The organism is Stutzerimonas sp. C6.4V, assembly GCF_058536345.1.
The window spans coordinates 126,999-148,855 of the sequence record NZ_JBZUBM010000001.1 but is presented as its reverse complement, the minus strand read 5'-3'; the positions used below and the strand labels follow the sequence as shown (position 1 = coordinate 148,855).

The following is a 21,857-nucleotide window of genomic DNA, read 5'->3' as shown; positions in this document are numbered from 1 at the left end:
CCGCCTCAGGACGAGGCGGCCTCCCGCCTACGCTGCGAGCTGCCTATCTGACCGGTGTACCAGGCCAGGCACGCCGCCAGCAGCGCGCAGACCGCGATCACCAATGCCATCGGCACCGCCGTGCCGTTGTGCAACCAGCCCACAGCAGCCGACGCAACGGCAGCGACACAGAACTGCAGACTGCCCATGAGCGCCGATGCCAGCCCCGCCTGCCTGCCCTGCTGGGCCATGGCACAGGCCGTGGCGTTTGGCAGGATGCTGCCGAGGCTCGCAAGGCCTGCGAACAGCGGGATCAGCAGCGGCCAGAGCACTTCCGGCTGATTCAGAGCGATCACAAGCAAGGTCGCACCGCAGGCGAAGTAGAACCAGACCAGACGCCGCAGCCAGAAGCCCGGGCCGCGCAGTCGCAGCAGCCGGGCGTTGATCTGCGAAACGATGATGAAGCCCGCCGCATTGCTGCCGAACAGCCAGCCGTAATGCTCGGCCGGGATGCCATACAGCTCGATGAATACGAATGGCGAACCGGCGATGTAGCCGAACATCCCCGCCATGGCCACGCCACCGGCGAGGGCGAAGGCAATGAATTCACGGTCGCGGAACAAGCCGATATAACGCCCCAAGGTGCCGCTCAATGGGTGTTTCGGGGCGTCCGCCGGCAAGGTCTCAGGTAACCGCAGCGCGACCGCGACGCCACACAGCGCACTGAAGAGGGTCAGCGAGACGAATATCGCCTGCCACCCGAAGCTATTGAGCAGCAATCCGCCTGCCAGCGGCGCGAGAATCGGCGCCACGCCCATGACCAGCATCAGCTGGGAAAACACTTTTGCGCCTTGCACCGGATCGCAGCTGTCGCGGACCACGGCACGGGTCACCACCATACCCGCGCAGCCCCCCAGCGCCTGCACAAAACGCGCTGCGATAAGCCAGTCCAGCGATGGCGCGAAGGCGCAGGCCAGCGAGGCCAGGGTAAACAAGGTGACACCGCCCAGCAGCGGCCAGCGCCGCCCGTAACGATCCGCCAGCGGCCCGTAGATCAACTGACCCAGCGCCAGGCCGACGAAGTAGGCAGCGAGCGACAGCTGAACGTGTTCCACATCCGTGGCAAAAGCGCGCGCCATCGCCGGAAATGCTGGTAGATAGAAATCGATGGCCAGAGGGCCAAAGGCGCTGAGCGCGCCCAGGATGAGCAGAATCGGCAGGGGCATGGGTAAAAACTCGGGCAGCGGAAAAAGCCGACGCATCGACACGCAGCAGAGCTGCCGCCGACATCGAACGTTTACAGAGAAGCTGAGATGCTGTTACATACACAGACGATTGTAAACATCCAAAGTTGCAGATGTTGAAGGATGAACTCCGCATAGCCCGCCCGTAGGGGCCATTCTCAATGCAGCGCGAGGCTGCCGTAGCTCACTCATGCGAAGAACCAAAGAAGACGCCGAAAAAACCCGTGTCGCCCTGCTCGCGTCCGCCGAGCGACTGTTTCTCGACAGGGGTGTGGCGCATACCAGCCTTGACCAGATCGCGCGCGATGCCGGCGTCACGCGCGGAGCCGTGTACTGGCACTTCCAGAACAAGGCGCATCTGTTTCATGAAATGCTCAACCAGGTTCGCCTGCCTCCCGAACAGATGACCGAACGGCTTTGCAGTTGCACTCAGCAGCAACCCTTGCGGACCCTCTACGACCTGTGTCTCGAGGGCATCAGCGCGCTTGGCCGGGACGAACAGAAGCGTCGCGTCATGACCATTCTCCTGCACCGCTGCGAGTTCACCGACGAGCTGCGCGAGGCCGAAGAACGGCACCACGCGTTCATCAATCTCTTTATAGAGCTCTGCGAGAAACTGCTCGAAAACGCCGCGGGCAGCCTGCAGCCCGGCGTCACCCCGCGGCTGGCGGCGCGCACATTGCACGCCTTGATCGTCGGGCTGTTCAGCGACTGGACACGCGATCAGTCGCTGTTCGACCCCCAGGTCGATACCGCCGCGCTGATCGACCCGGTGTTCCGCGGCCTGGTGAAAGACTGGGACAACAGCGCCAACCCTTGAGTGGCTATGCGGCAGCAGATGCTGCCGCTTGCCTGGTCACTGCACTTGATAACCCTCTTCCTCGATCGCTTCCCGGATCTCGGCCTCGTCCAGGCTACCGTCCACGCGCACGATGCCCGCCTCGAGATCCACGTCTACCTTGGCCCCGGCATCACGAGACTGAATAGCCTGGGTCACGGCTCGCTCGCAATGACTGCAGGTCATGCCTTTCACATTCAAGGTTTGCATTTGAAGCCTCCTGTCGATTGGTTGCCATCAGGAACATGCTCAACCTTGCCACACTGGCAGGGTCAATAGACAAGCTGCGACATCCTGTAGCTAGACTTGACCTTCCCACGAGGTAAAGGTTGAGCATCTACCGACACCCGCCGCTTCAGGAGCGAACCATGACGAGCGCAACCTACACCTTGCCGATCACGGGCATGACCTGCGCCAGCTGTGCCGGTCGGGTCGAGCGCGCCCTGCTGAAGGTGCCCGGAGTCGACACCGCGGCCGTGAACCTTGCCGCCGAGCAGGTCCGGGTCGAAGCCAGCGATGCCGATCTTGCCGGGCTGGTAGAGGCGGTCGAAAAGGCAGGCTACGGCGTGCCGGTACAGAGCCTGGAATTGGCCATCGAAGGAATGACCTGCGCCAGCTGCGTTGGCCGCGTCGAACGAGCGCTACTGAAAGTGCCGGGTGTACGCAGCGCATCGGTGAACCTGGCCAACGAGCGCGCCCGTATCGAGGTTCTCGGCGCGGTGGACTCGGCGGTACTGGTCGAGGCAGTCGAGGCTGCGGGCTATGGAGCGCAAGCCAGCAGCGGCAGCGAGCCCGCCGTTGATGGAAGCGAAAGCCGTCTGCGCCGTGAACGCTGGGCAGTGATTGCCGCGTTGCTGCTGGCCGCGCCGCTGGTGATCCCGATGTTTGGCGACCTTCTTGGCCAGCACTGGATGCTGCCAGCCTGGGTGCAGTTTCTGCTCGCCACGCCCGTACAGTTCATCCTCGGTGCACGCTTCTACGTGGCCGGCTGGAAAGCCGTGCGTGCCGGTGCCGGCAACATGGACCTGCTAGTCGCCATCGGCACCAGCGCCGGCTATGGCCTGAGCCTCTATCAGTGGTGGATTGCAGCGCCGGGCAGCACGCCGCACCTGTATTTCGAAGCGTCCGCGGTGGTGATCGCCCTGGTCCTGCTGGGCAAGTATCTGGAAAGCCGCGCCAAGCGCCAGACCAGCGCTGCCATCCGCGCACTGGAAGCGCTCAGGCCCGATCGCGCCGTGCGCGTGGTCGAAGGCCGCGAAGAAGACGTCGCCATCGCCGCCCTGCGCATGGGCGATCTGGTGCTGGTCAAGCCTGGCGAACGTTTCCCGGTGGATGGCGAAGTGGTCGAAGGTGAGAGCCAGGCCGACGAAGCCCTGATCAGCGGTGAAAGCCTGCCGGTAAGCAAGGGGCCGGGCGACCGCATCACCGGCGGCGCGATCAACGGCGAAGGTCGGTTGCTGGTCCGCACCACGGCCCTGGGCGGCGAAACGGTACTGGCGCGCATCATCCGGCTGGTCGAAGACGCCCAGGCGGCCAAGGCACCCATCCAGAAGCTGGTGGACAAGGTCAGCCAGGTGTTTGTCCCGGCGGTGCTGGTCGTTGCCCTGCTGACCCTTGCCGGTTGGCTGGTTGCTGGTGCTCCGGCTGAAGTCGCACTGATCAACGCGGTTGCCGTACTGGTGATCGCCTGCCCTTGCGCCCTGGGCCTCGCCACACCCGCGGCGATCATGGCCGGCACCGGCGTCGCCGCACGCCACGGCATTCTGATCAAGGACGCCGAGGCGCTGGAGGTCGCCCATGCCGTCACCGCCGTCGCCTTCGACAAGACCGGCACACTCACCTCCGGCCAGCCACGTATCGTCCATCTGCACGCCGTCGATGGTGACGAATCCAGACTGTTGCAACAGGCCGGCGCACTGCAACGCGGCAGCGAACATCCACTCGCCCAAGCGGTGCTCGACCGCTGCGCGGAACAGGGCGTCAGCGTTGCCGACGTCGAGCGCAGCCAGTCATTGACGGGTCGCGGCATCTCGGGTGAACTCGATGGCCGCGCGCTGGCGCTGGGTAATCGCAGACTGCTGGATGACAGCGGCCTGCAACCGGGCGAGCTGGCCGATAAAGCCGAAGCCTGGGAACGCGAAGGCCGCACCCTCTCCTGGCTGATCGAGACCGCACCGCAGCCTCGCGTGCTCGGCCTGTTCGCCTTTGGCGACCGTCTCAAGGACGGCGCCGCCGAAGCCATCGCAGCCCTCAACGCGCGGCATATCAGCAGCCATCTGATCACGGGTGACAACCGCGGCAGTGCCCGGGTGGTTGCCGAGGCGCTGCAGATTGACAGCGTTCACGCCGAAGTGCTGCCGGCCGACAAGGCCGCCACGGTTGCTGAACTGAAGAAGAACGGCGCGGTGGTGGCCATGGTCGGCGACGGCATCAACGATGCGCCAGCGCTTGCCGCCGCCGATGTAGGCATCGCCATGGGTGGCGGGACCGATGTGGCAATGCATGCCGCCGGCATCACGCTGATGCGCGGCGATCCCCGCCTGGTGCCCGCCGCCCTGGAGATCAGCCGCCGCACCTACCGCAAGATCCAGCAGAACCTGTTCTGGGCCTTCATCTACAACCTGGTGGGCATTCCGTTGGCGGCCTTCGGCTTTCTCAGCCCGGTTTTCGCAGGCGCGGCGATGGCGCTTTCCAGCGTCAGCGTGGTCAGCAACGCGCTCTTGCTCAAGCGTTGGAAGCCAAAGGAATAAGGAGCGTAGCGATGCCCACCGATCTGTTAGCAATCAGCCTCGAACATCGCTGGTATCCGTTATGAACATTGGCCAAGCGGCAAAGAAAAGCGGATTGTCGGCCAAGATGATTCGCTACTACGAGTCCATCGACCTGATCTCCCCCGCCGGACGCAGCGCCAATGGTTACCGCCACTATGGCGAAGAAGACCTGCACCGCCTCGCCTTCATCAAACGGTCGCGGGACATGGGCTTCTCGTTGGAGGAAGTGAGCAAGTTGCTCACGCTCTGGCAGGACCGCCACCGCGCCAGCGCTGACGTAAAGGCCCTGGCCGGTGCGCACATCGATGAACTCAATCAGAAAATTGCCGAACTGGTCGGCCTGCGCGACACGCTCCAGGAACTGGTCGATACCTGCCACGGCGATGACCGCCCGGACTGCCCGATCCTCAAGGACCTCGAGTCTGGCGGCTGTTGCACTTCATCCAAGCCAGCCACATCAATCCCTGACGCCCTTTAACGCAACAAGCATAACGCCCCCCGGCATTTCGCGTTGCCAGATGCTTTGCCGTTGAGCTCATGGTTGGCTCGATTGATCGCAGGTTCGAACACATTTCACGTTGCAAAACGCTTCGGTATCGGCGATCACAACTGCGACTGACACTAGGCTGCAAATGGCTCGCAGCCGTTCGTCGGTTTTATGGCGTCATAGCTTCAACACACTTAACTGCTTGAAAGACCTGCCGATAAATGGACGCTCAGCTGACGACGGACCGTCGCAGCCTTCCTCTCGTCCTTCAAGTGGAACCTGAATGAATAACTGGTTTGGCAACATTGGCGTCAGCCGAAAGCTGTCCTTGGGCTTCGGCGCGGTTCTCATCCTCACCCTGATCCTGGCCTGGAACGGCTGGGGTAGCCTGGGCAGCGTAATCCAGCGCAGCGGCTGGATGACCGAAATCTCACTCCTCAACAACACCCTCACCGGCCTTCGCATCGCACGCCTGCAGTTCATGTTGGCCAATGGTGATACCGAATCCACCGAGCGACTGGACAAGAACCTGGGCATCTACCTTGCCCAGCAGACCAAGCTGCTTAATAGCTTCAAGAATCCAGTCAACGTGGCGATGCTCAAGGAGCAGGCAGGCTATAACGAGCAGTACCAGCACTCGCTCAACGATATGCGTCAGGCCTATGTGGTCGCCAACGGATCCCAACGTTCCATTGATGCCGCAGCGGTAAGGTTGGGCGACCTGACCGGAGCCATCAATGCGCGAGTACTGCAATTGCCCGAGTACGACGAAAGCCGCTTCGAGCAATTTCAGGCCATCACCAGCATTCGGGAAGAAGTGAAGCAGGCACAGTATCTGTTACGCATCTACCTCGCCTCCGCCAGTACCGAAAATGTAAAGGCTGTCTACAGCCAACTCGACGCTGCCATGGCTACGCTTGAGCGAAACGGGAGCGTTCTGGATGCCGGTGAACGCGATGCTATAAGCCAGATTCGGACCGAGCTTGGTCAATACCGCACCGCCATCGAAGCGTTGGTCACCGCCACCCAGGCAATCGCCAAGGCACGCCAGGAGATGACTGATCAGCAGAAGGAGATCGTGCGCATCAGCGACGCCCTGTATCAGTTCCAGCTGGATCGCTTGAATATTGAAAGCGGCAAAGCAGGCAACCGCCTGATCATCAGCACCGTGCTCGCCTTGCTGCTCGGCATCGTCGCGGCCTGGCTGATCACACGCCAGATCATTCTCCCGCTGCGCACCACTCTGGCTGACATCGAGCGCATCGCTTCCGGCGATCTGACCGCCACCACGGCCGTGACACGACGCGACGAACTGGGCGCCCTGCAGAAGGGCATCCAGCAGATGGGCACCACCCTACGTGAGCTGATCGGCGGCATTCGGGACGGTGTCAGCCAGATCAGCAGCGCAGCCGAGGAGCTTTCTGCGGTCACCATGCAGACCAGCGCCGGAGTGAATAGCCAGAAGGAAGAAACTGATCAGGTCGCCACCGCTATGCATGAAATGTCCGCGACCGTTCAGGAGGTGGCGCGCAACGCTGAACTAGCAGCACAAGCTGCCACCGACGCAGACCGTGAAGCGCGCGAGGGTGATCGCGTGGTGGCCGAAGTGGTCGCGCAGATCGAGCGCATGGCCAGCGAAGTGATCCGATCTTCCGAGGCGATGACGGCACTGCAGAGCGACAGTGACAAGATTGGCAGCGTTATGAACGTAATTCGCGCAGTGGCCGAACAGACCAATCTCCTGGCCCTTAATGCGGCCATCGAAGCGGCACGCGCGGGCGAAGCTGGACGGGGGTTCGCTGTGGTCGCTGACGAGGTTCGCGGGCTGGCCCAACGCACGCAAAAATCGACGGAGGAGATCGAAGGGCTGGTCACGGCCCTGCAGAACGGTACACAGCAGGTATCGGCAATCATGCAGAACAGCCGCAGCCTTACCGAAAGTAGCGTCGAGCTGACGCGCAGCGCCGGCACCTCGCTTGCGCGCATCACCAGCACGGTATCGAACATCCAGGCCATGAATCAGCAGATTGCCACTGCCGCTGAAGAGCAGAGTGCGGTTGCCGAGGAAATCAGCCGGAGCGTAGTGAACGTGCGGGACGTGTCAGAGCAAACAGCCGCGGCCAGCGAAGAGACCGCTGCGTCGAGCGTGGAGCTGGCAAGTCTGGGTAGTCATCTGCAAACCATGGTCAGCCGCTTCCGCATCTGACCGGTGCCATGAAACAACGAGGCCAGGCATTGCGCCTGGCCTCTTGCTGTCAGCCAGCCTGCGACTGCAGATAATTCTGCAAGCCGATGCGGTCGATCATGCCGAGCTGCTGCTCCAGCCAGTAGGCGTGATCTTCTTCGGTGTCCATCAGCTGCAGCGCGAGGATGTCCCGCGTCTGATAGTCCTTGTGCTGCTCGGCCAGGGTGATGCCCTTCGCCAAGGCTTCACGGACCTTGTATTCGAGCGCCAGATCGCTACGCAGCATCTCGGGGACGGTATGGCCGGGATGCATCGCTTCCGGCGTCATGTCCGGGGTGCCTTCCAGGAACAGGATGCGTTTGAGCAGCGCGTCGGCGTGCTGGGTTTCCTCTTCCATCTCGTGATTGATGCGCTCGTAGAGCTTGGTGAAGCCCCAATCGGCATACATCCGCGAGTGCAGGAAATACTGATCGCGCGCCGCCAGCTCCCCACGCAGCAGTTCTTTCAGATATTCGATGACCTGTGGCTGACCTTGCATTGCGACTCTCTCCTGCACTGACATTTTGAACGCCGGGCAATGATACGCCCAATCGGCAGCAGATTGACCGCAGCCCCGTTGCCGCAGGCAAAACCGGCTGACCAGCGGGTCACTTCAGCATAGGCCGAACTCCCGAGCCGGAGCGGGGTTCTATTGAATCTGTCGCAGCATTTCGCACCGTCGCGCGACGCCCTACTCGTCCTTATCGCCCAGGAGAATGGATGCCGCTTTTATCGTCGAAAGGCCATTCACGGTCTTTCTGTATTACTGCATCGATGTGCCTATTGCTGGTCCTGTCTGGCTGCTCGGAGGACAAGGAGCCTGCGCAAGTCCCGCCACGCGTCGCCTTTGTCGAGCCGCTGCAGCGCATCCATAACGGCCCCGAGGCGCTGCGTTTTCCCGGCGTGGTCGAAAGCGTAACCAGCACGCAGCTGGCGTTTCAGGTGCCGGGCCGTGTCGAGCGCATCCTGGTTGACGAGGGCGAACGCGTTGAGAAAGGTCAGCCGGTGGCCAAGCTCGACGACACCGACTACGAGCTGCAACTGCGCGAAGCAGAAGCGCGACTGCGCCAGCTGGAGGCGGATCTCACCCGCAAGCGCGCCCTTTTGGCCGAAGGGATTCTCGCTCCCGCCGCGGTCGAGCCGCTGCAGGCCAATGTGGTGGCGGCGCGGGTCGCCCGTGACAGCGCCCTCCGCGATATCAATCACAGCACGCTGGAGGCACCGTTCGACGGTGTGGTCGCGCGCCGGCTGGTCGAGCCGGACATGGTGGTTGCCACGGGCTCGCCCGTGCTGGAACTGCAGAACAATCAGCACATCGAGGTCACGGTCGACCTGCCAGAGAGCGCGGCGCTGAGCATTCCCCTGAACAGCACATTGGAGGCCGAAGGCGAACTGGTGATTGCCGACCTGACGCTGCCGCTGGCCTACAAGGAACACAGCACCCAGCCTCGCGAAGGCTCGCGCACCTACAATCTGACCCTGCAGGGCGAGCCGCCGGCGGACTACAACCTGCTGCCAGGAATGGCCATGCGGGTTCGCCTGCAGCGCCCGCCTGCTCCGCAAGACCATCCGCGGCAGCGCTTTCGTCTGCCGCTCAACGCCGTGCAGACAGCGCCGAACGGCAGCCATTACCTCTGGTTGGCGGTGGACGGCCATGCCCAGCGCCAGGACTTGCAGCTCGAGCGCATCGAAAACAATCACGCAGTGGTCAGCGGCGAGCTGAACAACGACATGCTGGTGGTGGTGGCGGGCGGCAGCAAGCTGTCGGAAGGCCAGCCGATCAAAGCCGAACGGCGGAAGTAAACGGATGGATCTAGCGCGTTACGCCATCTGCAAGCCGGTCAATATCTGGGTACTGGTGCTGATCTGCCTGGTCGGAGGCGTACTTGCGTTCTTCGAAATGGGCCGCCTGGAAGACCCGGAATTCACCATCAAGGAAGCCATCGTCACGGTGCAGTATCCCGGCGCGACGGCGCTCGAGGTCGAGCAGGAAGTGACCGAACCCTTGGAAAGCGCCATTCAGGAGCTTTCCGAGGTCAAGGAAATCCGCTCGCGCTCGATGATCGGCCTCGCGGAAATCCGCGTCGAGATTCAGGACCGTTACTCGGGTGAGCAGCTCGATCAGATCTGGGATCAGCTGCGCAGCAAGGTCGAGGATGCTCGGCAGCAGCTGCCTCCCGGCCTGGACCCACCGCTGGTCAACGACGATTTTGGCGATGTCTACGGCATCTTCTTTGCCCTGACCGGTGACGGCCTGACGCTGGAAGAGCTGCACGAAGTCGCCAAGGACCTGCGCCGCGGATTGATCACGGCGGACGGCGTTGGCCAGGTCGAACTGGCTGGCGTGCGTGAAGAACGGATCCTGGTGGAAGTCGATCAGGCGCGCCTGGCGGCACTACGCCTATCGCCGCAAGAACTGGTCGCTGCACTGGCCGATGCCGACGCGGCGGTGGAAGCCGGCGGCGTGCGCGCTGGCGAATTTTTCGTCCACATCCGTCCGACCGGCGCGTTCGACTCCCTGGATGCCCTGCGTGCATTGCCAGTGGGCCAAGGCCAGCAAAGCGTCGACCTGGGCTCCATCGCCACCTTGAAACGCGAATACGCCGAGCGCCCACGCCAGATCATCCGCCATAACGGTGAGCCCGCCCTGACGATAGGCATCAGCGGCGTGTCGGGCAGCAACATCGTTGAAGTCGGTCGTAGCGTCGAGGCAGAGCTGGAATCCATGCAGCACCTGATGCCGCTGGGTGCCGAACTGCATCCGTTGTATCAGCAGCACAGCATCGTCAACGAGTCGGTCAACAGCTTCGCGCTCAATGTCTTCCTGTCGGTGGCCATTGTCGTCGGCGTGCTGTGCCTGGCCATGGGGGTACGCGCCGGCGCGATCATCGGCGCCGTGCTGTTTCTAACCGTGCTCGGCACGCTGCTGCTGATGTGGATCGGTGGGATCGAGCTGGAACGCATCTCCCTCGGCGCGCTGATCATCGCCATGGGTATGCTGGTGGACAATGCCGTAGTGGTCTGCGACGGCATGCTGATCGAGAAGCAGCGCGGCAAAAGTATTCTCGAGGCCTCGCGCAAGACGCTGCAGCAGACGCAGTGGTCGCTGCTGGGCGCAACCATCATCGGCATCCTGGCCTTTGCCGGGATCGGGCTGTCGCAGGACACCACAGGCGAATTCCTCTTCTCGCTGTTCTTCGTCATCGCCGCGTCGCTGCTGCTCAGCTGGTTGCTGGCGCTGCTGGTGGTGCCGCTGTTCGGGCACTACCTGCTCGAGCGCAAGGGCGACAAGGGCGACAAGGGCGACAATGACACCGACCCGGACGATGCCTACAGCGGGCCGATCTACAACCGCTACCGGCGTATCGCCGGTGTGGTGCTGGGTCGCCCCTGGCTGACGCTGGGCATATTAGTTGTGCTGACGGTCCTCAGCGTGCTGGGCTTCAGCCGCGTGCCACAGAGCTTCTTTCCGCCGTCGAGCACACCGATCTTCTATGTGAACCTGTTCCTGCCGCAGGGCACGCATATCCTCGAAACAAGCCGCACCGCTGAAGATGTCGAGGGTTATCTGAAGCAGCTGGACGGCGTAACCGATGTGTCGACCTTTGTCGGCGCGGGCGCGTCGCGCTTCATGCTCACCTATGCCCCGGAACAGCCCAACCCGGCGCTGATGCACTTTCTGGTGCGCACCGAAAATGCCGAGGTGATCGCCGATCTGGTCCGCCAGGTGAACCAGACACTGCCTGGCCGCTACCCGTCTGCCGATGTCGCCGCCGCGCAATTCATGTTCGGCCCTAACGCCGAAGCCAAGCTCGAAGCGCGGGTCAGCGGCCCCGACATTGACGAGCTGCGCAGGCTTTCGGCCGAAGGTCAGCGAATCCTTCAGGAGCAGGGCCAGGTCTTCAACATCCGCGATGACTGGCGCTCGCCCGTTCCGGTGCTGCGCCCGCGGCTGGCCCTGGACCGCCTGGCCGATGCCGGGCTGACCCGCCAACAGGTGGCGCAGGCGCTGTCGGTGGCCAGCGAGGGCCAGCAGGTCAGCGTTTTCCGCGATCAGGACGAGCTGATCCCAATCCTCCTGCGCGCTACGCCAGAGGATCGCGTCGAGCCGGGCGATCTCCTGCAACGTCTGATCTGGAGCCCGGCCACCCGCAGCTATGTGCCGCTGGCCCAGGTTGCGGATGGCGTCGAGGCTACGACCGAGGAATCGATGATTCGCCGTTACGGCCGCGAGCGGACCATCGCGGTCCGTGCCGAACCGCGCGACGGCGAGAACACCAACGTCGCCTTCGAGCGCATTCGTCCGCTGATCGAGAGCATCGAACTGCCGATCGGCTATTCGCTGGAGTGGGGCGGCGACCACGAACAGTCATCCGATGCCCAGCAGGCGCTGGCCAGCACGCTCGCGGTGCCCTATCTGGCGATGGTGCTGGTCACGGTGCTGCTTTTTGCCAAGGTCCGTCAGCCACTGATGATCTGGCTGGTGGTGCCGATGGCGCTGTGCGGCGTCACGCTCGGGCTGCTGCTGACCGGCCAGCCGTTCGGCTTCATGGCCCTGCTCGGCCTGCTTAGCCTGACGGGCATGTTGATCAAGAACGCCGTGGTGCTGGTGGACGAGATCGACCGGCAGATTACCGACGAGGTCCCGCGGCTGACGGCCATTGTCGAAGCCTCCGCTTCGCGCCTGCGACCGGTGATGATGGCGGCCGGTACCACGGTGCTGGGCATGGTACCGCTGCTGTTCGACCCCTTCTTCGCCAACATGGCTGTAACCATCATGGGCGGGCTGGGCTTTGCCACCTTGCTCACCCTGCTGGCGGTGCCATGCCTGTACCTGCTGTTCATGCGCGTCAAACCGGAGGAAACCTGATGCCGAGCCGATTGCCCCGCACGCCCCTGGTTTGGGCGCTGGCGTTAGCCCTAGGCGCCTGCTCCAGCGTGCCGGAACGCCCGGCACCCGATGTGCCGGAGAGCTGGTTCCATGCGGTGCGCCAGCAGCCAGCCGATGCCGAGGCGCTCGCCGACTGGTGGCAGCAGTTCGATGACCCCGTGCTGACGCGGCTGGTGCACCAGGCGTTGGAGAATAACCGCGACATCCGCCTGGCCATGCTGCGCGTCGATACCGCGCGTGCGCAGTTGCGGCAGGCCCGCGCCGGTCTCTTCCCCACCTTCGATCTGCCCGGTTCGGCCAGCCGCCAGTGGATCGAGAATAACAACGAACAGAACCCCAACAGCCCCATCGGTCAGTTCATTCCCGATGAAGATGTAATCACCTTCGATAACTGGGAGCTGGCACTGCAAGCCAGTTGGGAGCTGGATATCTTCGGCGCTACCCGCGCGCGCACCGACAGCGCACGGCAGCAGATCCGCTCCGCCCAAGCCCAGGCCATTGCGGCACGGCTGGCGGTCGCCTCGAACATGGCGCAGGGCTACATGCAGCTACGCGCCCTTGAGGGGCAACGCGCGCTGCTGGTCGAGGGGATCGAGCTGGCAAGAGGCCTCGAACATATTGCCACCCGACTGTTCGAGGCGGGCGAGGTCACCCGGCTGGATGTCGAGGCCAGCACCGCTGAGCGCGCTTCACTGCAGGCGGATCTGGATGAGCTGGACATCAACCTGGCCGAAGCGCGGCTGGCGCTGGACACGCTGCTCGCCGAGCCACCGGGAAGCATCGCCCGGCGGCTAACAGCCGATGCCAAGGTTCCCCTGGCCGACAAGCCCATCCCGCCCGGACAACCGCTGGACCTGCTGCGAAGACGCCCGGACCTGATCGCTGAAGCGGCGCAACTGCAAGCGGCCCAATTGCAATCGCTGGCCGCCCGCCGCGACCTGTTCCCGACGCTTGCCGTGCAGGCGGCAGTCGGGCGCTCGGGGCTGGCATTGGGTGATGCCTTTTCCACTGCATCGAATTTCGCCCGCCTCGGTGCGACCTTCGGCCTGCCCTTTCTCGACTACCGCCGGCGCGGTGCGGCGATCGACCTGGCAGATGTCGAGGGCGAAAGTGCCTACCTTGGCTTCCAGCAGGCACTGGCTCAGGCGCTGGAAGAAGTGGAGCGCTCATTGGTGCGCATCGACGGGCAGAAACGCCGCCTGGACTCGCTGCGCACCACCCTCCGCCATCGCGCCTATGCCTATGAGCTGGCGCAGAAGCGCTATCGACTCGGCGAAGCGAACCTCAACGAGGTACTCGATGCCCAGCGCGGCTCGCTGCAGGCAAGACAGCAAGCGCTGCAAGGCCGCACGGCGTTGGCGACGGCCCAGGTCGCGCTGTTCGTCGCGCTGGGCGGCGGCTGGGAAATGGACCCGAGTGCGGTGCAGGATGCCGAGCCGGCGTCGGAAACGTCGACGTCGGACCGCGCGGAATGAGGGCGTTGGGCTGCGTGCTGCTCAGCAGCATCAAAACAGCGTTCTGGGACAGCCGGGCAATCCGGATCCCTAGAGGGGATGCGCTACTGCACCCAGATCGCGGGCAAGCTCGCACCTACAAACAAACAACGCCAGGCGGCCCGTTTGCGTGCAGGGTGGCGCACCAACGCCACCCTGCATTCCTTCAGTTACGCATCCAGGGCGGTGTGGGCGGCTCGTCGCTGGGTTCGTCCATTGCGTTGCGCAGGGCTTCCTTGCGCGCCTGATCGGCCAGGGTCGCCTTGATTTCCCGCATCACGGCATCCAGGTCCGCCGCGTCTTCCGGCTCGGCGAATTCCCCGGTCAGCTCCGAATCCGGTGTCAGCTTGCCGTCTTCATACAGCGCCCACATTTCCTTGGCGTAGCGGGTGAACTTGAGCTCGGGCGCGAACTGCCCAAAATAGGCGGACATGTTGCCCACGTCCCGTTCGAGCATCTCGAAGGCGTGGTTGTTTCCCGCCGCATCGACCGCCTGGGGCAAGTCGATGATCACCGGCCCGTGCTCATCAAGCAGCACGTTAAACTCGGACAGGTCGCCATGCACCAGCCCGGCGCAGAGCATCTTCACCACCTCTTGAATCATGAAGGCATGAAATTCCCGCGCGTCATCGGGATGCAGGTCGACGTCATTGAGACGCGGCGCAGCATCACCGTCTTCGCCTGAAATCATCTCCATCAGCAGCACGCCATCGAGGAAGTCGTACGGCTTGGGCACACGCACGCCGGCATCCGCCAGCCTGAACAGGGCGGCAACTTCGGCGTTCTGCCAGTTCTCTTCCTTTTCCTTGCGCCCGTGCTTGGAACCCTTGGCCATGGCGCGGGCATCGCGGCTGCTACGGACCTTGCGGCCTTCTTGGTATTTGACGGCCTGCCGGAAGCTGCGGTTGTTGGCTTCTTTGTACACTTTGGCGCAACGCAGCTCATCACCACAGCGCACTACATAAACCGCTGCTTCCTTGCCGCTCATCAGCGGGCGCAGCACTTCGTCGATCAGCCCATCCTCGACCAACGGTTCGAGTCGTTTTGGCGTTTTCATCAGCGGCTTACAGACCCTATTTGGCTATGCAGATCTGCAGGTTACGGCAATCACGAACCGGCTTCCATGCTAGTCCGCAAGTTTGAAAGCGTACTGTGGATTGGCATCGGGGCCGACCAGGGCCGACAATCGAAGTCCTTTACCCAGGGAGCACTGCGATGCTCGATTTCGATCACTGCTGGCAAGCGCTCTGCAATCGCGATCCGAGCTTCGATGGCCGCTTCGTGTTTGCCGTGCACTCGACCCGGATCTTCTGCCGCCCGAGCTGCCCGGCACGTCGCCCCCGGCGTGAAGGCGTCAGCTTCTTCAGCCACATCCACGAGGCCGAGGCCGCCGGATTTCGGGCGTGCAGACGTTGTTCGCCTCGAGGCAAGAGCCTTGCCGAACAGCTCGATGAGTTGGTGGTAGCGGCCTGCCGCCTGTTGGACGAAAGTCCTGAGCCGATGACCCTGGAACAGCTGGCTGCCCGTATCGGCCTGTCTCCGTCACATCTGGCGCGCGCATTCAAGACACGAACCGGCCTGACGCCGCGGGCCTGGGCCGCAGCACGCCGACGAGAGCGACTGGAGATGCAGCTGCCGGATGCCGAGTCAGTGCTTGGCGCAGCCTTGGGCGCCGGTTACGGCAGCACGCGCGGCGCCTATCAGCACACCGCGGCGATCAGCCCGGCCCAGCGCCGACGCAAAGGTGCCGGCGAAATCCTGCGCTATGCCACCAGCGCGTGCCCCTTGGGGCTGCTGCTGGTAGCGGCCAGCGAAAAAGGCATCTGCGCCCTGCTGTTCGGCGATGACCGGCAATCGCTGCTCGACGAGCTGCATTCACGTTTCGCCGCAGCGGAACTGCTACCCGATGAGCCCGGGCTCGGCGAATGGCTGCGCTCGATCATCATTCAACTGGAAGAGCCCACCCGCGCCGCGCAGTTGCCGCTGGACCTGCGTGGCACCGCATTCCAGCAAAAGGTCTGGCAGGCGTTGCAGCGCATACCGCCGGGCGAGACGCGACGTTACGGCGAGTTGGCAGCAAGCCTTGGCAGTCATGCGCGCGCTGTAGCCCGTGCCTGCGCCAGCAACCCGGTGGGATTGTTGGTGCCTTGCCATCGGGTGATCGGGGCCAACCAGGCGCTGACCGGCTACCGCTGGGGTATCGAGCGAAAAGCCGCCCTGCTCGAGTCGGAGCGTGATGAATCGGGAGCCTGAGCCTGTTTCAGCGGTCGGATGCTCTACATGCCACCGCAAAGAGCCCAGCCATGACTGAACTGAAACGCTACCGCATCCATTACCTGATCAATGGCGAACCCGCCTCGCTGACAATGAGCGCCTTTGAAGAGCCATCAATGGAGCAGGCCGAGCTGGAGATACTGTTGCACCACGTCAAGGAGCCTCGTGCCACTACCGATGCACCCTGGGAGATCCCGGAACGCGCCAGCGAGCACAGCCGCATGGCCGAACTGGGCGTCAGCGATATCCAGATCGAAGAAGAAGCGCACCGCTGAACCACGCCGCTGCTAACTGCTGAAAACAAGGAGATGACCGCCGTGCCCCTGATCGACACCCACACCCACCTCGACTTCGACCCCTTCGATGCCGACCGCGGTGAGGTACTGGCCCGCTGCGCCAGTGCCGGTGTCGAGCGGATCCTTGTGCTCGGCGTTCACCAAGCGAACTGGGAGAGGGTCTGGCAGTTGGCACTGGACGAGCCAGCCGTCTATGCCGCGCTGGGCCTGCACCCGGTGTTCCTGCAGGACCACCGACCGGAGCATATCGACGCGCTGCGCCACTGGCTGCAGCGGTTGCGAGGCGAGGACAAGCTCTGCGCCATCGGCGAGATCGGCCTCGACTACTACATCGAAAACCCGGACAAGAACCGCCAGCAAGAGCTGCTCGAAGCACAGTTCGACCTGGCCAATGAGTTCGAACTGCCGGTGCTGCTGCATGTTCGCCGCGCCCACGCGCCGATGATCGCCACCTTGAAGCGCTACAAACTCAAGCGCACTGGCATCGCTCACGCGTTCAGCGGCAGCTGGGAAGAAGCCCGCGAGTACATTAAGTTGGGCTACAAGCTCGGCCTGGGCGGCGCTGGCACCTGGCCCCAGGCCCATCGTATGCACCGTGTGCTGCAACAACTGCCGCTCGAGAGCATCGTGCTGGAAACCGACGCCCCGGACATCACGCCCCACAGCCACGCCGGCCAACGCAACAGCCCGGAATTCCTCCCGGACATCTGCCGGGAGCTGGCCGAACTGCGCGGCATCAGCCCCGAGGAGCTGGCCGACGCCAGCTATCGCAACAGCTGCGAGTTGTTTGGCTGGGGCTGATTACAGCCCGTACGTAAACCCGCCCCAGCGTTGTTGGTCAGACGCGAAACGCCCCGATCAACTGCTGCAGCCGGGCGACCAGCTCGGTGAGTTCACGACTCGCCTGCTCGGTATGGCCTGCGCCCTCGGCGGTTCGCTGGCCGGCCTCGTTGATCGCGACAATGTTGCGATCGATATCGTGGGCGACGGCGGTCTGCTGTTCGGCGGCGGCCGCGATCTGCTGGTTCTGATCGACGATGATGCCGACCGCGTTGAGGATGTTTTCAAGTGCCTGCTGGACCTGGGATGACTGACCGACGGTTTCCTCGGCCATCACATGGCTGGCGTGCATGGTTTTCACCGCAGCGCCAACACCGCCCTGCAGCTTGGCGATCATCTGCTCGATTTCCGCAGTGGACTGCTGGGTGCGCTTGGCCAGGCTGCGCACCTCATCGGCCACCACAGCGAAGCCGCGCCCTTGTTCGCCCGCTCGCGCCGCCTCGATTGCGGCATTGAGCGCCAGCAGATTGGTCTGCTCGGCCACACCCTTGATGACATCCAGCACCTGGCTGATGGCCTTGCTGTCGCCTGCCAGCTGGTTGATCACCTGGACCGACTGTTCGATCTCCGCAGCCAGGCGCTCAATGCCGCCCACCTGCGCCTGGACCAGATGCCGGCCGCTGAGGGTTTCCTCATTGACACTCTGGGCGCTGCCCACTGCGGCTTCAGCACTGGTGGCCACTTCCTGCGCGGTCGCCGACATCTCGTTCATTGCCGTGGCGACCTGCTCGATCTGCCCGCGCTGCTCCGACACCGTCTGGTTGCTCTCGCCAGAGACGGTTTCCACGCGCGAAGCCTGACGCTCTACTTCACCCACTGTATGCCCGACGCGCTCGATGAGTTCGCGGATTCTCGACACCGTCTCGTTGAACACCTGCCCCAGCTCACCCAGCTCGTCGCGGCTTTGCACCTTGAAACGCGCGGTCATATCCCCTGCCGCCACTCGGTCCATGGTCGCGCCGAGGCTGCGCAACGATGCACGGGTAGACATATAGAACGCGCTGTAGAGGTAGACGATCAGTACAAACACCACTGCCAGTGCGGCCAGCAGCAGCACCATCAGTAATCGCTTCTGTTCCAGGCGCTGCTCGAGCTGGTCATCCAGGAAGGCGAGGATGGCGTCGTTGAGCGCATAGGTTTTCGCCATCTCGGTGCTGATCAGGTCGTAGAAATTTTCCCAGGGCTGATCCAGCGCCTCGGCCATGATCACCTGATCCTGAAAGATGTCGCTGCTCGACTGCAGAGAGCCGCGACTGGCAGTGGCGTGGCTCTCGAGCTGGCTCTGCGCGGCGGGGCTACTGCCCAGCACATCCTGCAGTTGGGCACCGTATTGCGCTTGCTGCTTTTCAAGCTCCAGCAGCAGATCGTCCAGCTTGTTGCTGGCGTCGGAATTGAGATATCCCTGGCCGAAGGTATAAGAGCCAACCGCACGGCCCTCGCCCAAGGTTGCCGTGATAGCCGGTGTTACCGACGAGAGGAGTTCGGCGAGCATGCGGACGTCGCGTTGACTGTCCTGGCTGAGCCCGGACTGGCCAGCGACCAGCTTGATCAAGACCTGCGCCTTACCCAGCAGCGCTCGGGCCATGGCGGCCTTCGCCTGTAGCGATTGCTGCGCCTGGGCCTCACGCAGGGCCGCGTCGATCTCATCGCGGCGGCTTGTGAATTCCGCCACCTGCTCGGAGTTTTCGCTGACGGGGGCGAGGCTCTGTATGCGCGACGTCAGCTCGCGCTCGGCGTTGGCCAGACGAGTGGCGAGCGCCTGGACTTCACCGCTCTGGCCGATGATGCCCTCGATCTCGACCAGGTCCTTCCAATCTTCCATTTCGCGTCGCAACTGCAAGGTTGCGCCCAGCAACTCGAGGCTCTGCAGCTCCGTACGCGTACCGACGAACTCCCGATACGAATCACGTACCAGGTAAAAATTGGTAAGCAACATGGGAACGAAGAAAAGCACGCTGATCAGGCTGAACTTCATGCCGAAGCTCAGGCGGTTCATCAACGCGATAGCGGGATGCAGCAGGCTTTTCAAAAGACGTCTCCCTGATTCTTGTTGTAATACCGACGGCATCGAAGCTGTCGCAGCGTGCCCAAGCAGAGGCCGAGCGGACACTCGTATGAGATATCGGAAGGGCCACGCGCAACTTAAGATAGTGGCAGGGTGATATCTCCACAATTGGCAGAAGGCCCGCCGATTCCGGCATATCCACCGCGCTTATCGGCGCAAGCGCCGAGGGCTCACCGGAACAGAAGGCCCGCAAAGGAAGCGGACCTGGCGAACATCAGATCACAATGATCCAGAGCGCGATGGCCGCATACCAGAGCATCCGGGTGCGCACCAGCAGCGCGGCGATGCTGTCGAGCCGAGCGATACCCGCATCACCCTCGAGAGGCTCGCGGAGGTCCGCGGCAGCCGGGCCGACATCTGCCAGCAGTTGCCGCGCAGGGATGTCCCAGTGCAGCAGCTCGGGCAGCAGGGCGCGATTGGCCGCGACGAAATTGCCAACCAGGCCGCAGCTGGCCAGCAGCACCCGCACCGGCAGCCAGTCGAAGGCGTGCAACAACTGGCTCGCACGCTCAGCCAGGTCATCACGCTGCGAATGGGCAACCGTCAGCGACAGCAGTCGGTAAGCCAGCGCCGCCACGGGGCCGAGTAATACGTACCAGAAGATCACCGCAAAAAAGCCTTGATGACTGCGCCACAACCGTTGTGCCTCGACAGCGCGCAACAGGCTAGGCGCATCTGCAGCACTCAACCCCAGATCTCGCTCGGCGACCAACGCTGCCGCTTCGTCGTCACCCCGGCGCCAGGCGTCTCTAAAGGTCCCAAGCTCACGTTTGTCGTGGCCGCGGCCAAGGCTGTACAGCACCACCAGCAGGTGCAGCGGCAAGCTGAGCCAGCCGTAAGCCAAGGGCTGCAGGGCCATCAGCAGCAAACCGAGCACCAGCACCGGCAACAGCACGGCCACCATCAGGCTCAGCCAAGGATGGGCCATCAGGCCTGAATGCTGTTCAACCCGCCGTAGCAGGTTCAGCCAGGGCCCATCCTGCTGTACGTCGCTGCGCCAGTCAGTGAGTTTGTCAATCAGCAACACCAGCAGAAGCACGAGAAAAATCATTTATCGAATCCTTTGGAAACGGGCTCAAGCGACGATCGAGACTGCCCGCAGGCGTTGCCACTCGAAAGCAGGACCCGGGTCGGTCTTGCGCCCGGGAGCTATGTCGCTGTGCCCGCATACGCGTTCAGGGGTGATTGCCGGATAGGCTTGCTGTAGCACCGAGCAGAGGCGGATCAGGCTGGCGTACTGCTCTTCACTGAAGGGTTGGTCATCGGTGCCCTCCAGCTCGATTCCCAGTGAAAAATCATTGCAGCCTTCCCGTTCGCCAAAACGGGAAATGCCCGCATGCCATGCACGATCAAGGCAAGAGACGAACTGGGTGATCGCCCCATCACGCTCGATGAGGAAGTGCGCGGACACTTGCAGGCTGGATATCTGTTCGAAGAACGGATGTTCAGCGGTGGGCAAACAGTTCTGGAAGAACTGCTGAACCTTGCCCGTCCCGAAGCACCCCGGCGGCAGGCTGATGTTGTGGATCACCAGCAGCGAGATCTCACCATCGGGGCGTTGATTGAAGTTGGGCGAGGGGCAATGGCGAATGCCTCGGCACCAGCCAGTCGCATGATCCAACTGCATCGCAGATCAACCTGGGTGAATATGGGGGCTTGAAGGCTAGCGCCTGCCGCTGGATGGCCGCAAGTCACGCTAGCCCCGTTCGGCTGAAGCCCTCGGCCCGCCGCGTTTCTCATCGCGACGCGAAGCGAGACGATCGGCCAGTCGAGTCGGTTCGGGAAGGCGGTAACGGGTAACGAAACGCATCACCAGCCCTGGCGCAGTCGCCAAGCTGACACGATTGCCCGGCGAGATGATCAGGGGCCTGACCTTGTCCTTGCTGCGCAGCACGGTGCCGATCACCCGCTCCTGCTTGTCCAGCAGATCGACCAGGGCACCGCGACCTTCACCCAATGGCTCATGGTGGCCGGTAAGTATCTTCTTCGCCACGCCGATGGTCGGCAGCCCCGTGATCGCACCGAGGTGCGCAGCGATTCCCAGGCCGCGCGGGTGGGCGATGCCGTGCCCATCCGAGAAAACCAGATCAGGCCGCAGCTTCAGCGAATCGAGTGCCTGCAACACGGCAGGCAATTCACGGAACGAAAGCAGACCGGGAATATAGGGCATGCAGGTCGGAATCCGCGCCACTGCCTGTTCCAGCAGCTCGAGGGTCTCGGCATCGAGCAGCACCACTGCGGCGCGGGTGATGGCGCCACCCTCTTCGAAACCCACGTCCACGCCCGCAATGATTCGCAGCGGGCCGAAATCATCCTCCAACCGCACGCGCCCGGCCAGCCTCTGCTGGGTTTCCCGCGCTGCGGCAGTATTGCCGTCCCAGCTGACGAAGGCTTCGGGACGATCTTCAGGTTGATCTGTAGTCATCTCATTCCTCATTGAGCGAGAGGGTGCCCT

18 protein-coding genes are annotated in these 21,857 nt (G+C 63.2%); 10 read left to right on the top strand and 8 right to left on the bottom strand.

All coding sequences use genetic code 11. The features are described 5' to 3' along the window. Positions 1-5: 5 nt before the first annotated feature. A complete protein-coding gene (locus AC4LFW_RS00675) occupies positions 6-1,205 on the bottom strand; it encodes a Bcr/CflA family multidrug efflux MFS transporter (RefSeq protein WP_491816911.1) in 1,200 nt (399 codons plus the stop codon). A 208-nt stretch (positions 1,206-1,413) separates the two neighbouring features. Between AC4LFW_RS00675 and AC4LFW_RS00670 the strand changes: the two genes are divergently transcribed. Beyond that, complete coding sequence (locus AC4LFW_RS00670) at positions 1,414-2,043, top strand: TetR family transcriptional regulator (protein ID WP_491816910.1); 630 nt, start codon at positions 1,414-1,416, stop codon at positions 2,041-2,043. 36 nt (positions 2,044-2,079) lie between these two features. Here the strand turns inward: AC4LFW_RS00670 and AC4LFW_RS00665 are convergent, their stop codons facing one another. After that, positions 2,080-2,271: a heavy-metal-associated domain-containing protein gene (locus AC4LFW_RS00665; protein ID WP_491816909.1), complete on the bottom strand. Its 192-nt coding sequence runs from the start codon at positions 2,269-2,271 to the stop codon at positions 2,080-2,082. A 158-nt stretch (positions 2,272-2,429) separates the two neighbouring features. On the opposite strand from AC4LFW_RS00665, the gene AC4LFW_RS00660 reads away from it, so the two are divergent. The 3 genes from AC4LFW_RS00660 (at position 2,430) to AC4LFW_RS00650 (ending at position 7,525) form a co-directional block, all read left to right on the top strand. After that, entirely contained in the window at positions 2,430-4,811 is a 2,382-nt protein-coding gene (locus tag AC4LFW_RS00660) for a heavy metal translocating P-type ATPase (protein WP_491816908.1), read from the top strand. A 61-nt stretch (positions 4,812-4,872) separates the two neighbouring features. After that, entirely contained in the window at positions 4,873-5,310 is a 438-nt protein-coding gene (gene cueR, locus AC4LFW_RS00655; RefSeq protein WP_491816907.1) for a Cu(I)-responsive transcriptional regulator, read from the top strand. A gap of 292 nt (positions 5,311-5,602) precedes the next feature. Then, positions 5,603-7,525, top strand: a complete 1,923-nt coding sequence (locus tag AC4LFW_RS00650; RefSeq protein WP_491816906.1) for a methyl-accepting chemotaxis protein — start codon at positions 5,603-5,605, stop codon at positions 7,523-7,525. Between the two features lie 49 nt (positions 7,526-7,574). Here the strand turns inward: AC4LFW_RS00650 and bfr are convergent, their stop codons facing one another. Continuing rightward, on the bottom strand, positions 7,575-8,042 hold the full coding sequence (gene bfr, locus AC4LFW_RS00645; RefSeq protein WP_491816905.1) for a bacterioferritin: 468 nt from the start codon (positions 8,040-8,042) through the stop codon (positions 7,575-7,577). Between the two features lie 275 nt (positions 8,043-8,317). On the opposite strand from bfr, the gene AC4LFW_RS00640 reads away from it, so the two are divergent. Genes AC4LFW_RS00640 through AC4LFW_RS00630 form a run of 3 tightly spaced genes read left to right on the top strand, consistent with a single transcriptional unit; the run spans position 8,318 to position 13,909 of the window. Beyond that, on the top strand, positions 8,318-9,346 hold the full coding sequence (locus AC4LFW_RS00640) for an efflux RND transporter periplasmic adaptor subunit (RefSeq protein WP_491820078.1): 1,029 nt from the start codon (positions 8,318-8,320) through the stop codon (positions 9,344-9,346). Between the two features lie 4 nt (positions 9,347-9,350). Further along, positions 9,351-12,413, top strand: a complete 3,063-nt coding sequence (locus AC4LFW_RS00635; protein ID WP_491816904.1) for an efflux RND transporter permease subunit — start codon at positions 9,351-9,353, stop codon at positions 12,411-12,413. Next, on the top strand, positions 12,413-13,909 hold the full coding sequence (locus AC4LFW_RS00630; RefSeq protein WP_491816903.1) for an efflux transporter outer membrane subunit: 1,497 nt from the start codon (positions 12,413-12,415) through the stop codon (positions 13,907-13,909). The genes AC4LFW_RS00635 and AC4LFW_RS00630 overlap by 1 nt, the downstream gene beginning before the upstream one ends. A gap of 184 nt (positions 13,910-14,093) precedes the next feature. Here AC4LFW_RS00630 and AC4LFW_RS00625 read toward each other — a convergent pair whose 3' ends face one another. Then, on the bottom strand, positions 14,094-14,984 hold the full coding sequence (locus AC4LFW_RS00625; RefSeq protein WP_491816902.1) for a PA4780 family RIO1-like protein kinase: 891 nt from the start codon (positions 14,982-14,984) through the stop codon (positions 14,094-14,096). Positions 14,985-15,142: 158 nt separating this feature from the next. Here AC4LFW_RS00625 and ada point away from each other — a divergent pair, with 158 nt between their 5' ends. The 3 genes from ada to AC4LFW_RS00610 are packed head-to-tail and all read left to right on the top strand — an operon-like array spanning position 15,143 to position 17,298. After that, positions 15,143-16,180 (top strand): bifunctional DNA-binding transcriptional regulator/O6-methylguanine-DNA methyltransferase Ada, encoded by a 1,038-nt coding sequence (gene ada / locus AC4LFW_RS00620; protein WP_491816901.1) that lies wholly within the window; start codon positions 15,143-15,145, stop codon positions 16,178-16,180. Positions 16,181-16,230: 50 nt separating this feature from the next. Continuing rightward, positions 16,231-16,476: a hypothetical protein gene (locus AC4LFW_RS00615; protein WP_491816900.1), complete on the top strand. Its 246-nt coding sequence runs from the start codon at positions 16,231-16,233 to the stop codon at positions 16,474-16,476. A 42-nt stretch (positions 16,477-16,518) separates the two neighbouring features. Beyond that, positions 16,519-17,298: a TatD family hydrolase gene (locus tag AC4LFW_RS00610; protein ID WP_491816899.1), complete on the top strand. Its 780-nt coding sequence runs from the start codon at positions 16,519-16,521 to the stop codon at positions 17,296-17,298. 37 nt (positions 17,299-17,335) lie between these two features. Here AC4LFW_RS00610 and AC4LFW_RS00605 read toward each other — a convergent pair whose 3' ends face one another. The 4 genes from AC4LFW_RS00605 to nfi all read right to left on the bottom strand — a co-directional run bounded on the left by AC4LFW_RS00605 (position 17,336) and on the right by nfi (position 21,827). Further along, entirely contained in the window at positions 17,336-19,366 is a 2,031-nt protein-coding gene (locus AC4LFW_RS00605; protein ID WP_491816898.1) for a methyl-accepting chemotaxis protein, read from the bottom strand. Between the two features lie 250 nt (positions 19,367-19,616). Further along, entirely contained in the window at positions 19,617-20,453 is an 837-nt protein-coding gene (gene ampE, locus AC4LFW_RS00600; protein WP_491816897.1) for a regulatory signaling modulator protein AmpE, read from the bottom strand. A 24-nt stretch (positions 20,454-20,477) separates the two neighbouring features. Then, positions 20,478-21,029 (bottom strand): 1,6-anhydro-N-acetylmuramyl-L-alanine amidase AmpD, encoded by a 552-nt coding sequence (gene ampD, locus AC4LFW_RS00595; RefSeq protein WP_491816896.1) that lies wholly within the window; start codon positions 21,027-21,029, stop codon positions 20,478-20,480. A 69-nt stretch (positions 21,030-21,098) separates the two neighbouring features. Then, positions 21,099-21,827, bottom strand: a complete 729-nt coding sequence (gene nfi, locus AC4LFW_RS00590; protein ID WP_491816895.1) for a deoxyribonuclease V — start codon at positions 21,825-21,827, stop codon at positions 21,099-21,101. Positions 21,828-21,857 lie beyond the last annotated feature (30 nt).

Bases quoted from the DNA above. Each gene is read 5' to 3' on its own strand.
- AC4LFW_RS00635 (WP_491816904.1), top strand. From the start codon at position 9,351: ATGGATCTAGCGCGTTACGCCATCTGCAAGCCGGTCAATATCTGGGTA.
- ada (WP_491816901.1), top strand. From the start codon at position 15,143: ATGCTCGATTTCGATCACTGCTGGCAAGCGCTCTGCAATCGCGATCCG.
- ampE (WP_491816897.1), bottom strand. From the start codon at position 20,453: ATGATTTTTCTCGTGCTTCTGCTGGTGTTGCTGATTGACAAACTCACT.
- cueR (WP_491816907.1), top strand. From the start codon at position 4,873: ATGAACATTGGCCAAGCGGCAAAGAAAAGCGGATTGTCGGCCAAGATG.
- AC4LFW_RS00650 (WP_491816906.1), top strand. From the start codon at position 5,603: ATGAATAACTGGTTTGGCAACATTGGCGTCAGCCGAAAGCTGTCCTTG.
- nfi (WP_491816895.1), bottom strand. From the start codon at position 21,827: ATGACTACAGATCAACCTGAAGATCGTCCCGAAGCCTTCGTCAGCTGG.
- ampD (WP_491816896.1), bottom strand. From the start codon at position 21,029: ATGCAGTTGGATCATGCGACTGGCTGGTGCCGAGGCATTCGCCATTGC.
- bfr (WP_491816905.1), bottom strand. From the start codon at position 8,042: ATGCAAGGTCAGCCACAGGTCATCGAATATCTGAAAGAACTGCTGCGT.
- AC4LFW_RS00630 (WP_491816903.1), top strand. From the start codon at position 12,413: ATGCCGAGCCGATTGCCCCGCACGCCCCTGGTTTGGGCGCTGGCGTTA.
- AC4LFW_RS00625 (WP_491816902.1), bottom strand. From the start codon at position 14,984: ATGAAAACGCCAAAACGACTCGAACCGTTGGTCGAGGATGGGCTGATC.
- AC4LFW_RS00615 (WP_491816900.1), top strand. From the start codon at position 16,231: ATGACTGAACTGAAACGCTACCGCATCCATTACCTGATCAATGGCGAA.
- AC4LFW_RS00665 (WP_491816909.1), bottom strand. From the start codon at position 2,271: ATGCAAACCTTGAATGTGAAAGGCATGACCTGCAGTCATTGCGAGCGA.
- AC4LFW_RS00640 (WP_491820078.1), top strand. From the start codon at position 8,318: ATGTGCCTATTGCTGGTCCTGTCTGGCTGCTCGGAGGACAAGGAGCCT.
- AC4LFW_RS00660 (WP_491816908.1), top strand. From the start codon at position 2,430: ATGACGAGCGCAACCTACACCTTGCCGATCACGGGCATGACCTGCGCC.
- AC4LFW_RS00675 (WP_491816911.1), bottom strand. From the start codon at position 1,205: ATGCCCCTGCCGATTCTGCTCATCCTGGGCGCGCTCAGCGCCTTTGGC.
- AC4LFW_RS00670 (WP_491816910.1), top strand. From the start codon at position 1,414: ATGCGAAGAACCAAAGAAGACGCCGAAAAAACCCGTGTCGCCCTGCTC.